Source organism: Dickeya sp. ws52 (assembly GCF_007210685.1).
Lineage (GTDB): Bacteria > Pseudomonadota > Gammaproteobacteria > Enterobacterales > Enterobacteriaceae > Dickeya > Dickeya chrysanthemi.
In genome coordinates this window covers 154991-169928 of sequence record NZ_SZVX01000006.1, presented here as the reverse complement: position 1 = coordinate 169928, position 14938 = coordinate 154991, and the positions used below count along the sequence as shown (strand labels likewise).

Here is a 14938-nt window from a genome sequence, read left to right as displayed (position 1 = left end):
ACACCATGTTTAAACCGGAATTACTCTCTCCGGCCGGTACGCTGAAAAATATGCGTTACGCCTTTGCTTATGGCGCTGACGCAATTTATGCCGGCCAGCCTCGCTACAGCCTGCGTGTGCGCAATAACGAATTCAACCACCAGACGCTGGCGCAAGCCATCAATGAAGCCCATGCGCTGGGCAAGAAATTTTACGTGGTGGTGAACATTGCGCCGCATAACGCCAAACTGAAAACTTTCCTGCGCGACCTGCAGCCGGTGGTCGAAATGAATCCGGACGCGCTGATCATGTCCGACCCGGGGTTGATCATGCTGGTGCGGGAAAACTTCCCGCAGATGCCCATCCACCTGTCGGTACAGGCTAATGCAGTAAACTGGGCGACGGTGAAATTCTGGCAACAGATGGGACTAAGCCGGGTGATTCTGTCGCGCGAGCTGTCGCTGGAAGAAATTGAGGAAATCCGCACCCAGGTGCCGGACATGGAGCTGGAAATTTTCGTCCACGGCGCACTGTGCATGGCCTATTCCGGCCGCTGTCTGTTGTCGGGCTATATCAATAAGCGTGACCCGAATCAGGGCACCTGCACCAATGCCTGCCGCTGGGAATACAACGTGCAGGAAGGCAAAGAAGACACGGTGGGTAACATCGTGCACATCCATGAACCGATTGCGGTCACACAACTCGACGACACCCGACCGGAACCGACGCTGGGCATCGGCGCGCCTACCGACAAGGTCTTCATGCTGGAAGAGAAGCAGCGCCCGGGCGAATACATGAGCGCGTTTGAGGACGAGCACGGCACCTACATCATGAATTCGCGCGACCTGCGCGCCATTCAGCACGTAGAACGCCTGACTAACATGCAGGTTGCCTCGCTGAAAATCGAAGGCCGCACCAAGTCGTTCTACTACTGTGCCCGCACCGCGCAGGTGTATCGCCGCGCCATCGACGATGCCGCTGCCGGCAAACCGTTCGACCCGACGCTGCTGCAAACGTTGGAAGGCTTGGCGCACCGCGGCTATACCGAGGGTTTCCTGCGTCGCCATGTCCACGAGGATTACCAGAATTACGACTACGGTTACTCGGTATCGGACCAGCAACAGTTTGTCGGGGAATTTACCGGCGAGCGCCGCGACGGACTGGCGGAAGTGGCGGTCAAGAACAAGTTCTCCCGCGGCGACAGCGTGGAAATGATGACGCCGGGCGGCAACATCCGGTTCACTATCGATACCCTGCTCAACAAAAAAGGTCAGGCTGTCGATGTCGCGCCGGGCGACGGCCATACCGTGTATCTGCCGGTGCCGGATGACGTTGCGCTGGAATACGCGTTATTACTGCGTAATCTTCCGGGGACCAACACCCGTAATCCACATGCAAAATAACAAAAAGGTGACAAAATCGTGCCAATTGTGACTTTTTTTAGAATCAGATCACATCAATGGCATCACTAACTGGTTACTATTGCAGCGCTGAGAAAATAGAAAACGAAAAATAAGCGTAGTAATGCTACTAGGAACCACCTCCTTGGCCAGCTCAATCTCCCTTGAGCTGGCTTTTTCTTTTCGGGTTATTCCCGCTTCAGGCGTGGGCTATTCACCAGATAGAGCGTGATCACCAAAATCAGGATCGCCCCGGCATAGGTGAAGGTATCCGCCGGGTTTTTATGATCGACGATAATCAGCCGCACGATGGCGGTAATACCGATGTAGATAAAATAGCGCAGCGGGAAGTGATAACCGGACAGAAAATACTTCACGATCAGCGCCAGAAATTCAAAATAGAGAAAGTAAATCACCAGGCTTTCGATCAGCATATACGACGATTCTTTTTCATTGCTGACCAGCAGCACCGTCGCTAAATGCCAGGTTTCCTTGCCCAGAAAAATCACCAGAATCACCGCCAGCATCAACAGGCCGAAATTGAGTATAGTCTGTAACCCTTTGGCAATCATGACTGCGCGCGCTGAACCCGCCATGAGCATCTCCCCAACAATATTATTCAGAGAAAAAATACGACTCAGAAAAAAATCTCCTAAAATCCGGTAAGCGTTAACCCTGCCACACGGGCAATAATCTGACGCAGATCACAAAATTACCGGGTCATGAACGGGCTGTCTATGCAATATTTTTACCCATTCGCCAATTTATCCGCGAAGTTACGCCGGTGATGAGCAAGCGCCGCCCAATATCAACCTGTATGCATGGCATATGACATGCGCTATACCGCCGTGAGGTCACGCAACCACATGAACAATCCGCTTTCCGTTTGTGCCGAAATGGTTTTCCCTGAACTCCCCTTCATCGAACGTGTCAGGCATATTCATGCGTTGGGCTTCGGTGTTGAAATGTGGAGTTGGGAGCACAAAGACATCGACGCACTGGCCGCCACCGGCGCTCGCTTTACCTCCATGTCCGGTTTTCTGGCCGGCAACCTGACCGACAGCGAAGGGATCCGTATGCTATTAAAAACCGCACGGGCCTCGCTGGTCACCGCCGACAAGTTGGATTGCCTGAATCTGAATCTTACCGGTAGCGCGCTGGATGCCGGCGGATTGCCGGTCACGCCGGTCGGTACCCTCACCGGCAGTATGTGGTTAAACGCCGCCAACGCATTGCATGACATTGCCCAACTGGGTGAACAATATGGCCGCGTCTTTACGCTGGAAAACCTCAATGTGGCTGTCGACCACCCAGGAACGCCGTTTGCCAAAGCCAGCGAAACGTTCGCGCTGGTGTTCGCCGTCAATAGCCCTTACCTGAAGATGAATCTCGACCTCTACCACGCACAAATTGGCGAAGGCAATCTCACCGAGCTGATTCGCCGCTGTCACCCTTTCATCGGGGAAATTCAGGTAGCCGACGTACCGGGCCGTCACCAGCCGGGAACCGGCGAGATCAATTACCGGCACATCGCCAGAACATTGCGCGACGTGGATTACCGTGGGCCGATTGCACTGGAAGGCTGGGCATTGGGAGACGACGCAGCGGCGCTGGCGCAGTTTCGGGCGCATTTCACGCTGGACTGAGTTGAACGCAGCTTGCGGGGCCCGACAAGGGGAGGCCAAAGATGGGTCGGGTAATAAAGCCAACACACCTGCAACGTGCAGTATGCCGGGTATATCTCCTGTGACACACGGTTTCCTGTGATAAATCTCGCATTTCCAAAACGAACCCAGAGAGTTCGTTAAAGTAATCGATTACTTTATACCTGAAGATATTTTGTAATCGATTACTTTTTAAAAGGCTGGAGAGTATGAATTCTTCAATCATGAGTACCGAACTAAAAACATCACCGCATAAATGGCTCGTTCCCCGGCTGTCGTTGATGATGTTTATGCAATTTTTTATCTGGGGAAGTTGGTCGGTCACGCTGGGGCTGGTGATGACGCAGCACAACATGTCCTCGCTGATTGGGGATGCCTTCTCAGCCGGGCCTATCGCGTCCATCTTGTCCCCTTTTGTGCTCGGCATGTTGGTCGACCGCTTTTTCCCTTCGCAGAAAGTGATGGCGGTGATGCATCTGGCCGGCGCGGTAATCCTGTGGTGTGTTCCGCAGGCGCTGGCCAGTGAAAACGGCGCACAGCTGATCGCATTACTGTTCGCCTATACCTTGTGTTACATGCCGACGCTGGCGCTGACCAACAACATTGCCTTCCACAGTCTGGCCAGTGCGGAAAAAACCTTTCCGGTGGTCCGCGTGTTCGGCACAATAGGCTGGATTGTCGCCGGCGTCTTTATCGGCGTCACCGGTATGGCCGCCAGCGTGATGATTTTCCAGCTTGCCGCGGTGTGCTCTGTGATTCTGGCCGCCTATAGCCTGACGCTCCCCCACACGCCGGCACCGGCTAAAGGCCAGCCGCTGGCGTTGCGCGATCTGTTTTGCGCCGACGCCTTCGCCCTGCTGAAGAAAAGCCATTTTCTGATTTTTGCCGTCTGCGCCACCCTGATTTCCATTCCACTGGGCACGTACTACGCCTACACCGCGTCATTCCTTGCGGATCTCGGCGTGAAAGACGTCAGCACGGCGATGTCGTTCGGCCAGATGTCGGAAATCTTTTTCATGCTGATTATTCCGCTGCTGTTCCGCCGCCTGGGCATTAAATACATGCTGCTGATCGGTATGCTGGCGTGGTTCCTCCGCTATGCGCTGTTTGCCCTTGGCGTCAGCGAGAGTGGGCGCGGGTTGTTGTATCTCGGCATTCTGCTGCATGGCATTTGCTACGATTTTTTCTTTGTCATCGGGTTCATCTATACCGATCGCGTCGCCGGCGACAAGGTCAAAGGCCAGGCGCAAAGCCTGATCGTCATGTTTACCTACGGCATCGGCATGTTGCTCGGCTCGCAAATCTCCGGTGCGCTGTATAACCGGCTGCTCGGCCAGACCACGCCGCCCGAGGTACATAACTGGGTTACTTTCTGGTGGATCCCGGCCGTGATGGCCGCCGTCATCGCGTTTATTTTCCTTATTTCCTTTAAATATCAAGAGCAAGACAACCGTTAAGCCATTACATTGGGAGGCAGAATGCAAACAATAAAAGGGCCGGGGTTATTTCTCGCGCAGTATATTGGCGAACAGGCGCCCTTTAACTCACTGGAAGGGCTGGCCGGCTGGGCGGCCGGCCTCGGTTTCAAGGCGCTCCAGATCCCCTGTAATCACCCGCATCTGTTTGATCTGGAAACCGCGGCCCACAGCCAAACCTATTGCGACGACGTGGCCGGGCGTCTGGCGGAATACGGGCTGGTGATTAGCGAGCTTTCCACTCATCTTGAAGGCCAGTTGATTGCCGTCCACCCGGCTTACGACCACGCCTTTAACGATTTCGCCCCGCCCGCGGTTCGCCACCACCACGAGGAGCGGCAACAATGGGCGGTCAATGCCTTAAAAAACGCGGCCGCCGCGTCGGAAAAATTGGGATTACGCGCCCATGCCACCTTCTCCGGCGCGCTGGCCTGGCCCTATTTCTACCCGTGGCCGCCGCGCAAGGAAGCGTTAATCAAAGAAGCGTTTGACGAGCTGGCCCGGCGCTGGCGCCCGATTCTGGACGTTTTTGATCACCACGGCGTTGACGTCTGTTACGAATTACACCCGTCGGAAGACCTGCACGATGGCGTCAGTTTCGAGCGTTTTCTCCATGCGGTTGGCGACCACTCGCGTTGCCACGTGCTGTACGACCCGAGCCACATGCTGCTACAGCAGATGGATTACCTCGCTTTTATCGATATTTATCACGACAGAATCCGGGCCTTTCATGTGAAAGACGCCGAATTTACCCCTAATGGAAAAAGCGGTGTTTACGGTGGGTATCAGCCCTGGACAGAACGCGCCGGGCGCTTCCGCTCACCGGGAGACGGCCAAATAGATTTCAAAGCTATTTTCAGCAAGCTGGCGCAATACGACTACCCAGGCTGGGCGGTGCTGGAATGGGAGTGCTGCCTGAAAGAGGCCGAAACCGGTGCGCGGGAAGGGGCTGAATTCATCCGCCGTCACATCATTCCTGTGGCCGGCAAAGCGTTTGATGACTTTGCCGCCACCACCAACGACCGCCAGACCATCAGGAACATGCTGGGGCTGAAAGGAGAAAACGCGTCATGATCAATGTCGGTATTATCGGTTCAGGTTTCATCGGGCCTGCACATATCGAAGCTATCCGCCGTCTGGGGTTTGTCAATGTGGTGGCGTTATGCGACGGCACCCTCGAACTGGCGCAGGAAAAAGCCCGTCAGTTGGCTATCCCCCACGCCTATGGCGATGTTGACGCGCTACTGAACCATCCCGGTCTGGATGTGGTGCACAACTGCACGCCCAATCACCTTCATGCCGCCATCAACCGCAAAGCGATGCTGGCGGGTAAACACATTTTTTCCGAAAAACCACTCTGTATGACCAGTGAGGAAGCCCGCGAGCTGGTTGCGCTGGCTGAGGAAAAAGGCATCGTTCATGGCGTCAGCTTTGTTTACCGCCATTTCGCGATGGTGCAGCAGGCAGCCAGCATGATCCGCCAGCAGGCGCTGGGCCGTCTGTTTGCCGCACACGGCAGTTACCTGCAAGACTGGATGCTCTACGAAACCGACTATAACTGGCGCGTCGATGCCGATAAAGGCGGCTTGTCGCGTACCGTCGCCGATATCGGCTCCCACTGGTGCGACACGCTACAGTTCGTCACCGGCCGCAAAATCGTTGAAGTGATGGCGGACCTCTCCACCGTCTACCCCACGCGGAAGGCCAGCCGCCATGCGGCAACCACCTTCGGCGGTGCCGATGCCGCAACGGTGGAATATGAGGACAAGCCGGTGACGACCGAAGACTTCGCCGCCATTCTGCTGCGTTTTGACGATGGCAGCCGCGGCAGCCTGACGGTATCTCAGGTAAGCGCCGGCAGAAAGAACCGCCTGCACTTTGAAATCAATGGCGCTCAGGCGTCTCTGGCCTGGGATCAGGAATTGCCGCAAACTTTATGGATCGGACATCGGGACCGCCCCAACCAGCTCCTGAGCGATGATCCGGGATTAATGAATGCAGATGTGTCCGGCCAGGCCCATTTTCCCGGCGGCCACATCGAAGGCTGGCCCGATGCGTTTAAAAACATGATGCTGCGTTTTTATACCTATATTCGGGAAGGGAAACAGCCGCAGATCGACCCTTGTGAATTCGCCACGTTCCATGACGGCGCGACGATTATGTTTATCATTGATGCGATCATGCGCAGCCACCGGGAACAACGCTGGGTCGCCATACCGGCATAATCTTCGCCGGTTCGGTCAACCCGGCCGGACCGGCGATTTTTTCGAGAAAACAAGCGATTTTTTCGAGAAAACAAACTGTGGTAGCCTGTTTGCAGCGCTTATGTTCAGGAATGTTTTCCCATTATGTCGATTCAAAAAATCGCACGACTTGCCGGCGTTTCGGTGGCAACCGTATCGCGGGTGCTGAATAATCAGGACTCGGTCAAACCCCAAAATCGTGAACGCGTACTCAACGCCATCCAGCAAAGCAATTACCAACCCAATTTACTCGCCAGGCAATTACGCACGGCGAAAAGTCATATGCTGCTGGTTATGGTGTCCAATATCGCCAACCCCTTCTGCGCCGATGTGGTAAAAGGCATTGAATCCGAAGCGGAACAGAATGGATACCGCATTCTGTTATGTAATTCCGGTTCGGATACCGCGCGGGCAAAATCCAGCTTGTCGTTATTATCCGGGAAAATGGTCGATGGAGTGATTACCATGGATGCATTATCCCGCTTGCCGGAACTGACCACGATGATCGGCGATGCGCCCTGGGTACAGTGTGCCGAATACGCCGATGCGGCGGCGGTTTCCAGCGTCGGTATTGATGACCGGCTGGCCTCTCGTTTCGTGTTCGAACATCTGCTGCAAAATAATCGCCGACGTATTGCCATGATCAATCACGACCTTAATTATAAATATGCCCAACTGCGGGAACAGGGTTATCGTGAAATGATCGCCGAGCACACGCACTCTTATTCTTCGGTAATTTATGCCAGCGCGCTCAGTTACGAGGCAGGGAAAAAAGCGATGCTAGCGCTGCTGAATGAGGAAATACGACCCGATGCGGTATTTGCCGTCTCAGACACGCTGGCAGCCGGTGCGTTAAGAGCAATTGAAGACGCCGGATTGAAGGTAGCAAAAGATATTGCCGTGATTGGTTTTGACGGTACGGAATTAAGCTATATCACCTCACCGCAATTAAGTACTATCCAACAACCTTCACAGGAAATTGGTCGGCAGGCCGTAAAATTGCTGCTGCAAAGAATCGATGATCCTGATAGCCCGCCAGAAAAAAGAATCCTCGACTGGCAATTTATTTCCCGGGCATCCGGTTAAGGTATTGTGTTACACGATAATTTGCCGACGCGCTGAAAAGCACTAGCATTCTGGTTGATTAACGCTGGCGGTGGTACAGGCAGCCCATAATAGGCTGCCTGAGGCTGTTGACAAACAGCCGGGTTGTCTTGTGAACGGTGAAGTCTGCCTATTCAGTGAATGGTTTCGTGCGGGGTAAACGGTGTGGTTCCTCCGCTATTTCATCGCACGCACGACAAGGAGAGGTGCAAGCGCCACCTCTCCTTGACCACTGGCTGGTGGCTAAACTGCGGCGCTACGCGCTACCTTCGGCGTTCGACTTCGCGGTTCGGGCCGCCCGTGACGTGTTCCCAACACGGCACGGGCTTTCGCGACGTCCTGTCGCTCACCCGGCGAAGTCGCCCACCTCAGCGCAGTTTTTGACGCCGGAAAGATGCTTCATCCTGTAGTTAATGCGTTTGTCAGCAGTCTGAGGCAGCCCATAATAGGCTGCCTGTAGCCGTCTTATGTCATCTTAGCGATTGACGTTTTTTAACAGAAACTTCCTGGCTGTAGTGATAATAGCGTAAGGGTCTTTCGCGGCATCGTGTTCGACGATAAACCAGACTTTCCCTGCTTTTTCTGCCGCTGGGAATATTTCATCCCAGGTCAGAATGCCTTCCCCGGCCGGCGCAAAATTCATTTCATCATCACGAATACCAATCGGTGCGTGATCCTTGGCATGAACGGCAAATACCCGTCCTTTATATTTTTTCAGCAGACGCGCCGGGTCCTGGCCCCCGCGCGTCACCCAGGCCATATCCAGTTCGATCGCCAGATTAGGGGCATGATCAAAAAGAATTTCCAGCGCTGTTTTGCCGTTATATTTTTTCATCTCAAAATCATGATTATGATACCCGAGCGTCATCCCCTGCTTTTTAAGATAGCGGGCCAGATTATCCAGCTCCTGCGCCATTTCTTTCCATGCCTGCGCGCTGTCCGGACGGTCTTCCGGATTAAGCCAGGGAACAATCAGCACACGGTTACCGATCGCATGGTTAAATGCGACAATACTCTGACTGTCCTGGCGCAAATTAGCGAGCTGGACATGCGCCGATATCGCCTTCAGGTTATATTTCTCAAGCAGCGTTTTCATCTCATCGGACGACACATTATGGTCGCCAACCAATTCTACGGCATTAAAACCCGCCTTATTCGCCATCGCAAACTGCTCTTCCAGCGAACCGACATTACGCAACGTATACATTTGCAGGGCAATAGGCATATTCCCTTTTCCCGCTTCAAGATCCGCCCTGGCAAGTGATGGCAGGACATTTAAGGTAAACAACGCGATAAGTAACGATAAACGCCAAAATCGTTTCAGGTACATGAGATTCTCCACAGATAGATGTTCCTTGCTTTTTTTTATTCCGTCTCGATTACTTCATGTCGGCCAGACATCATGTTCCGGCAGGAACCGTAGGGTTTTTCATAAAAAGTAATCGATTACTTTTTATGTTAATCAGAAAGAAAAATTTCATCAACAAGGTATTATCAATTAGCTGTCTGCGTCACAAAAACAGAAAAGCAGGCGTATCGACATACCCGCATCGCCGTTAATACTCTTTCGATGTTATTCAGAATAAGACGGTATCTATCGCCATACTTTTTTATCTGGCCGCAATAACATGCTCTTTTCAGCCGATGTGTATTTCAGCCGATACGCATTTCTTTTTACGACCATCGCACTCTCAAGAAGGGTTCCTGAGCATGGCGTGTTCGTTGCCGACGGCTCTGCCCGCCGCCGGCAATCCGTCAACGCGTCACCACCAGCGGTGAAAATGGTGCACCGGGCCGATACCGTGGCCGACTTCCAGCGAATCCGCCTGTTCCAGCGCCCCTTGTAGATAGGCCCGCGCGGCGGACAGCGTATCCGGCCAGTTGTCATAACGCGGGCGTAACGCCGCCAGCGCCGCCGACAGCGTGCAGCCAGTACCGTGCGTATGCCGGGTATTGATGCGCGGCGCGCTTAACCTCACCGGCTCCGCATCCGGCATGAATAGCCAGTCCGGACTTTCGCTGTCGCTTAGATGGCCGCCTTTCATCAGCACCGCCCGGCACCCCATCGCCAGTAATGCGTCCCCCTGCCGGCGCATACCCCGCTCATCGTCGGCGGGCGAGCACTGCAACAGCGCCGCCGCCTCCGGCAGATTGGGGGTGATCAGCGACACCCGCGGCAACAGTAGCTGGCGTACCGCCTCTACCGCTTCCGGCGCCAGCAACGGATCGCCGCTTTTCGCCAGCATCACCGTGTCCAGCACCACATACGGCAACGAATAGCGCTGTAGCCTGTCCGCCACCGCTTCCACAATATCCGTCTGCGCTAACATGCCGATTTTGGCGCTATCAATGCGTACATCACTCAGCACTGAATCCAGTTGGGCGGCGACAAACGTCGGTTCAATGCGATAAACCGACTGCACGCCGCGTGTATTCTGCGCCACCAGCGCGGTGATGACGCTGGTGCCATAAGCGCCCAACGCCGAGAAGGTTTTAAGGTCGGCCTGAATACCGGCGCCGCCGCTCGGGTCGGTGCCGGCGATGGTCAGCGCGTTGATGCGTTTCATATCAGCGCCTCCCGGTTCAGGGTATAGAGCGCATCCAGAAACGCGGGGATGAAGCTACCCGGTCCCCGCGCCTGCGCCGCAGCCTGTCGCCCGCAGCGGGCCATCACCGCACACGCGGCGGCGACATGACTGAGGCGGTCCCCTTCCAGCGCACAGAAACCGGCTACCACCGCCGACAACGCGCACCCGGTGCCGACCACCCGCGTCATCAGCGGATCGCCGCCGGGCACGGCCAGCACCCGCTCGCCGTCGGTCACGTAATCCACCTCGCCGGTTACCGCCACGCAGGTGGCCCAACGGCGCGCCAGCGCAATAGCGCAAGGCAGCGCCGCCAACACATCGTTACCGCTATCCACACCGCGCCCGGCCGAACGTTCGCCCGCCAGCGCCATCACTTCCGAAGCGTTACCACGGATCGCGGCCGGCTGCATCGCCAGTAACTCAAACGCAAATTCGGTACGAAAACGCAGGCTGCCCACGGCTACCGGGTCCAGCACCCACGGCGTACCGGTCTCGATGGCGCTTGCCGCCGCCGCGCGCATCGCCTGGGCACGGTCGGTTTCAAGCGTACCCAGATTAATCAGTAGCCCGTCAGCCAGCGCACTGAACTGCGCCGCTTCACCGACATCCACCACCATGGCAGGCGAGGCACCCAGCGCCAAAAGCACATTGGCGGTAAACCCCTGCACCACCTCATTGGTCAGGCAGTGCACCAGCGGTGCGCGCAAACGGAAAGCGTCAAGGGAATCCGCGACGGACGCGGCAGGGAAAAGTACAGGTCGAGTGTTCATAAACCTCCCAACCGGCGTGAAAGAAGGCGGTACCGGTGGGATACCGTGACTTCCCTACGCTGGCATTATCCAGATCAGGTAATACGGGTTTTTCTCAGCCTTCACGCAGAAGGGCACCCCGAGTCAACGAACGCCATTATTGGAAGTATTGGACAAAAAGGTCAACAGCAGAAAAAACGTGGGTAGTCGCTACCAACGTTCAAAGAAATGAATTCACCAACTTATCGCTGAAATAACATTAGAAAAACATATGAATTCAATTAAGAGATTTCTTCTTGAAAAGAAGAAAAGACCATTATTCGAATATATTCCAGCCATAATTGGAATACCCGATGGTTGTCACTACAATTAGCCTCTGCGTTAACCAGAGCCGTTGCCGGATTAAGCCTCGTGGGCAACAGGCAACTATACCCGTCATACTTCAAGTTGCAGGTGTGTTGGCTGCGTTCGTTCACCCGAATCACTTACCTGAGTAAGCTCATCGGGATTCTCTCTCTTGCCGCCTTCCTGCAACTCGAATTATTTTGGGTATAAAATAACTATCCATACCACGGATTATAACATCCCCCACCAGACACAAGGAGTGAACAAAATTTGCACAACGCGAAATTGGTGTTTATATTGATTATTTAGCAATCGGGTAAGGTGATAATAGCGTCATTGATATCCACGACGCTGAAATATTCATCCTCTTATCATATAAGATAAAATTAAGAGTAACAAAGCACATACTGATTTCCGGTATGTTAGCGATGTCTTCCCTCTGGCTAAAATGCTGCCCCTCTCTTTTCTGGCGGCAGGGCGACAGTGCTTTTCTTATTATGGTTAATTCAAAATACTTATGTATCCTCTTATTAAATTCAGGAGCCCTGTATGTTATCAAGAAATATTTTTTTAGCCATGATTTTAGGAATAACCTCATTTACTGTTTTCGCAAATAGCCCGGTAACGGGAAAGACACTCAATATCGCCGTATCGCCGGCCTCTCCCCCCATGCTATTCAAAACTGCGGATGGAAAACTACAAGGGATCGATCTGGAACTGTTCTCGTCATATTGTCAGGAAAGAAAGTGCAAACTCAAAATAACGGAGTACTCATGGGACGGTATGCTGGGCGCGGTGGCTAGCGGCCAGGCGGATGTGGCCTTCTCCGGCATATCAATAACGGATAAGCGTAAGAAAGTCATGGATTTTTCATCTCCATATTACGTTAATTCATTTAACCTGGTCAGTTTGGACAGTCATAAAATAGATTTGAGCGATCTGAGCAAGTTAAAAAATTATTCCGTCGGATTTCCCCGCGGCATGGCGTATGCCGACCTCATCAAAACCGATCTCGAACCCAAAGGGTATTACTCATTAAGCAACGTAAAGCTTTATCCCTCTTATAATGAAACCATTACTGACTTGAAAAATGGGAATCTAGACCTGGCCTTCATCGAAGACCCGGTTTATTTTGACTATAAAAACAAACAAAAAATGCCGATTGAAAGCCGTTACGTATTTAAGAATGTCGATCATCTGGGGTTTGCCTTTAAAAAAGGCTCACCAGCGCGGGATGATTTTAACGCCTGGCTCAATGAGCAGGGCGAAGAAAAAATAGCGGGCATCGTAGATAAATGGATGAAATAGCAGCATATGTCATCGCAAGATATCATAAATGCAGGCTATTTTTTGCTTGAGGGCATCGCAAACACGTTAATGGTGACATTAACGTGTTTTACCTCAGCATTGGTTATCGGGCTGACAGTCGCCGTTTTACGGCGACTGGTTTTTCCATTCATAAAGAAAACGCTGGATTTCCTGGTTTTCATTTTTCGCGGCATCCCGGTGTTAATCGCCGTCTTTCTGGTCTATTTTGGTCTGCCGGCAACCGGCCTGAGTATTTCTCCACTGCTGGCCATGAATATTAGCATTGGATTAATCAGCGGCGGTTATCTTGCCGAAGTATTCCGCGGCGCGCTTCAACTGGTTGAGCCTTCAGAAATTACAGCAGCTAAAGCCGCCGGTTTAAGTAAACTACAAATTATAAGATATATCGAAGTTCCTCAAATGTTCCGCTTTTCTGTACCTGGAATATTAAACGAATTCTCATCGGTATTAAAATCTTCGCCGTTTGCCTATACTGTAGGTATTTCCGAAATCACCAAACAAGCCATGTCCCTGACCGCGACCACGATGAATGGGTTGGTGATTTATACTCTCGCAGGAATATTATATTTCCTCATTTACAAGCTATCTATTCTCGCAGCAAAACAGCTTGAAATAAAATTCAAGATGACAAGCGATGAATTAGAAAAAATCAAGGTGAAAATGTATGGCATTGATAGAATTAAGTGAGGTCAGTAAAACGTTCAGCAATAAAAAGGTGCTGGATAGCATCAGTTTAAAGATTGAGTACGGAGAGATAAAAGTCGTTATGGGTCCGTCTGGGTGCGGCAAGACCACCCTGTTACGTTGCCTGGCCCAACTTGAAAAACCAGACTCAGGGAATATATTTTTCCATGGCATAGATGTTAATAATAAAAAATTCAATATTCTTGAGTTCCGGAAAAAAGTGGGTTTTGTTTTCCAGAATTACGCGTTGTATCGTCACCTTAATGTTATGGACAATATTACTCTGGCTCTTCGCAAGGTCTTTAATATCCCTCATAACGAGGCCAGGCGTAAGGCTTTATCCGAACTGGAAAAGCTGGATATGGCTGAACACAGCATGAAATATCCTTCACAGCTCTCTGGTGGGCAGCAGCAGCGCGTTGCACTGATTCGCGCGCTGGTTACAGACCCGGAAATCATTGTGTTCGATGAGCCCACATCGGCCCTTGACCCACTGATGACGCGTGAAGTGGGGTTACTCATAAAACAGCTTAACGGGCGAAAAGTGACCATATTATGTGTGACTCATGACATACGTCTTGCTAAACAACTGTGTGACCGCGTGACATTCTTAAATGATGGCAGGCTCCGTGCCGAAGGGTCGTTTTCCGTGCTCTCCTCGCTTGAGGCCGATCCGGATATCCATGGTTTTTTTGGAGATCAATAATATGTTCGATGGATGGAATAATTTTTATCATGATTTGATGGAGCAACTCCCGTTGGTGCTTAACGGAATTGTTGGGACATTTAAACTTGCGGCAATTGTCTCCTTATCAGGTTTTTTATGGGGTATTGTTATTTTTTTTCTCAGTATCAGCAGTCAACCGGCGATTAAACATCTGACCAAGATATATATGGACTTCTTCATAGGCACACCATTAATTCTTATTTTATTTGTTATTTATTATGGCTTGCCGCAGACGGGTATCCATTTGTCGCCTTTCACGGTGGCAGTCAGCGGTTTTACACTTAATGTCGGAGCCTATAATGCAGCCTATATGACCACAGCCTACAACGCCCTGAACAAACACGAGACTGAAGCTGCCGTCGTCCAAGGATTCAGCAACTGGCAGATTTTCCGTTTAATAATATTACCGCAGGTGCTCATCACCTCAGTACCTGCGCTGACTAACCAAGTCATCAATAATATTAAGGACAGCACCATTGCTTTCCTTATCCAGTACACTGAATTTTTTTCCCGCATCCAGGAAGTCGCTTCAACGAACTTTGAATTTTTCAATGCCTATCTATTTGCCGCGTTGATTTATCTGGTATTCATTACTTTTATCGTCATTCTATCCAGAGTCATTGAACGCAAACTGGGTATCGCGGAATAAAC

14 protein-coding genes and 1 riboswitch are annotated in these 14938 nt (G+C 52.1%); of the genes, 10 read left to right on the top strand and 4 right to left on the bottom strand.

The window, feature by feature from the left end:
* Positions 1-5 precede the first annotated feature (5 nt).
* Entirely contained in the window at positions 6-1382 is a 1377-nt protein-coding gene (yegQ, locus tag FDP13_RS07880; RefSeq protein ID WP_012768943.1) for a tRNA 5-hydroxyuridine modification protein YegQ, read from the top strand.
* 185 nt (positions 1383-1567) lie between these two features.
* Here yegQ and psiE read toward each other — a convergent pair whose 3' ends face one another.
* Entirely contained in the window at positions 1568-1975 is a 408-nt protein-coding gene (gene psiE, locus FDP13_RS07875; protein ID WP_012768942.1) for a phosphate-starvation-inducible protein PsiE, read from the bottom strand.
* Positions 1976-2245: 270 nt separating this feature from the next.
* On the opposite strand from psiE, the gene FDP13_RS07870 reads away from it, so the two are divergent.
* The 5 genes from FDP13_RS07870 (at position 2246) to FDP13_RS07850 (ending at position 7847) form a co-directional block, all read left to right on the top strand.
* Positions 2246-3025 (top strand): TIM barrel protein, encoded by a 780-nt coding sequence (locus tag FDP13_RS07870; RefSeq protein ID WP_143839155.1) that lies wholly within the window; start codon positions 2246-2248, stop codon positions 3023-3025.
* A gap of 227 nt (positions 3026-3252) precedes the next feature.
* Positions 3253-4500 carry an MFS transporter gene (locus tag FDP13_RS07865; protein ID WP_143839154.1) on the top strand — a complete coding sequence of 416 codons (1248 nt, stop codon included), beginning with the start codon at positions 3253-3255 and terminating at the stop codon, positions 4498-4500.
* Positions 4501-4521: 21 nt separating this feature from the next.
* A complete protein-coding gene (locus tag FDP13_RS07860) occupies positions 4522-5592 on the top strand; it encodes a sugar phosphate isomerase/epimerase (RefSeq protein WP_143839153.1) in 1071 nt (356 codons plus the stop codon).
* Positions 5589-6743, top strand: coding sequence for a Gfo/Idh/MocA family protein (locus FDP13_RS07855; protein WP_143839152.1), 1155 nt, complete (start codon positions 5589-5591; stop codon positions 6741-6743). Before FDP13_RS07860 ends, FDP13_RS07855 begins: the two co-directional genes overlap by 4 nt.
* Positions 6744-6866: 123 nt before the next feature.
* Complete coding sequence (locus FDP13_RS07850) at positions 6867-7847, top strand: LacI family DNA-binding transcriptional regulator (RefSeq protein ID WP_143839151.1); 981 nt, start codon at positions 6867-6869, stop codon at positions 7845-7847.
* A 493-nt stretch (positions 7848-8340) separates the two neighbouring features.
* Here FDP13_RS07850 and FDP13_RS07840 read toward each other — a convergent pair whose 3' ends face one another.
* The 3 genes from FDP13_RS07840 to thiM all read right to left on the bottom strand — a co-directional run bounded on the left by FDP13_RS07840 (position 8341) and on the right by thiM (position 11223).
* Positions 8341-9195 (bottom strand): sugar phosphate isomerase/epimerase, encoded by an 855-nt coding sequence (locus FDP13_RS07840; protein ID WP_033577943.1) that lies wholly within the window; start codon positions 9193-9195, stop codon positions 8341-8343.
* 433 nt (positions 9196-9628) lie between these two features.
* The gene (gene thiD / locus FDP13_RS07835; protein ID WP_143839150.1) at positions 9629-10432 is read right to left on the bottom strand and encodes a bifunctional hydroxymethylpyrimidine kinase/phosphomethylpyrimidine kinase; all 804 of its coding nucleotides are present in this window, start codon (positions 10430-10432) and stop codon (positions 9629-9631) included.
* Complete coding sequence (gene thiM, locus FDP13_RS07830; protein WP_033577942.1) at positions 10429-11223, bottom strand: hydroxyethylthiazole kinase; 795 nt, start codon at positions 11221-11223, stop codon at positions 10429-10431. Before thiM ends, thiD begins: the two co-directional genes overlap by 4 nt.
* A gap of 34 nt (positions 11224-11257) precedes the next feature.
* Positions 11258-11354, bottom strand: a riboswitch (TPP riboswitch).
* 742 nt (positions 11355-12096) lie between these two features.
* Here thiM and FDP13_RS07825 point away from each other — a divergent pair.
* Genes FDP13_RS07825 through FDP13_RS07810 form a run of 4 tightly spaced genes read left to right on the top strand, consistent with a single transcriptional unit; the run spans position 12097 to position 14936 of the window.
* Positions 12097-12855, top strand: coding sequence for a transporter substrate-binding domain-containing protein (locus FDP13_RS07825; protein ID WP_143839149.1), 759 nt, complete (start codon positions 12097-12099; stop codon positions 12853-12855).
* A gap of 6 nt (positions 12856-12861) precedes the next feature.
* Entirely contained in the window at positions 12862-13563 is a 702-nt protein-coding gene (locus FDP13_RS07820; RefSeq protein WP_143839148.1) for an amino acid ABC transporter permease, read from the top strand.
* Positions 13541-14266, top strand: a complete 726-nt coding sequence (locus FDP13_RS07815; protein ID WP_012768931.1) for an amino acid ABC transporter ATP-binding protein — start codon at positions 13541-13543, stop codon at positions 14264-14266. Before FDP13_RS07820 ends, FDP13_RS07815 begins: the two co-directional genes overlap by 23 nt.
* Position 14267: 1 nt before the next feature.
* Complete coding sequence (locus FDP13_RS07810) at positions 14268-14936, top strand: amino acid ABC transporter permease (RefSeq protein WP_143839147.1); 669 nt, start codon at positions 14268-14270, stop codon at positions 14934-14936.
* Positions 14937-14938 lie beyond the last annotated feature (2 nt).

Coding starts and splice junctions, on each gene's coding strand:
- psiE (WP_012768942.1), bottom strand. CDS start 1,975: ATGGCGGGTTCAGCGCGCGCAGTCATGATTGCCAAAGGGTTACAGACT.
- thiM (WP_033577942.1), bottom strand. CDS start 11,223: ATGAACACTCGACCTGTACTTTTCCCTGCCGCGTCCGTCGCGGATTCC.
- FDP13_RS07865 (WP_143839154.1), top strand. CDS start 3,253: ATGAATTCTTCAATCATGAGTACCGAACTAAAAACATCACCGCATAAA.
- FDP13_RS07870 (WP_143839155.1), top strand. CDS start 2,246: ATGAACAATCCGCTTTCCGTTTGTGCCGAAATGGTTTTCCCTGAACTC.
- FDP13_RS07840 (WP_033577943.1), bottom strand. CDS start 9,195: ATGTACCTGAAACGATTTTGGCGTTTATCGTTACTTATCGCGTTGTTT.
- FDP13_RS07825 (WP_143839149.1), top strand. CDS start 12,097: ATGTTATCAAGAAATATTTTTTTAGCCATGATTTTAGGAATAACCTCA.
- FDP13_RS07820 (WP_143839148.1), top strand. CDS start 12,862: ATGTCATCGCAAGATATCATAAATGCAGGCTATTTTTTGCTTGAGGGC.
- FDP13_RS07810 (WP_143839147.1), top strand. CDS start 14,268: ATGTTCGATGGATGGAATAATTTTTATCATGATTTGATGGAGCAACTC.
- FDP13_RS07815 (WP_012768931.1), top strand. CDS start 13,541: ATGGCATTGATAGAATTAAGTGAGGTCAGTAAAACGTTCAGCAATAAA.
- yegQ (WP_012768943.1), top strand. CDS start 6: ATGTTTAAACCGGAATTACTCTCTCCGGCCGGTACGCTGAAAAATATG.
- FDP13_RS07850 (WP_143839151.1), top strand. CDS start 6,867: ATGTCGATTCAAAAAATCGCACGACTTGCCGGCGTTTCGGTGGCAACC.
- thiD (WP_143839150.1), bottom strand. CDS start 10,432: ATGAAACGCATCAACGCGCTGACCATCGCCGGCACCGACCCGAGCGGC.
- FDP13_RS07855 (WP_143839152.1), top strand. CDS start 5,589: ATGATCAATGTCGGTATTATCGGTTCAGGTTTCATCGGGCCTGCACAT.
- FDP13_RS07860 (WP_143839153.1), top strand. CDS start 4,522: ATGCAAACAATAAAAGGGCCGGGGTTATTTCTCGCGCAGTATATTGGC.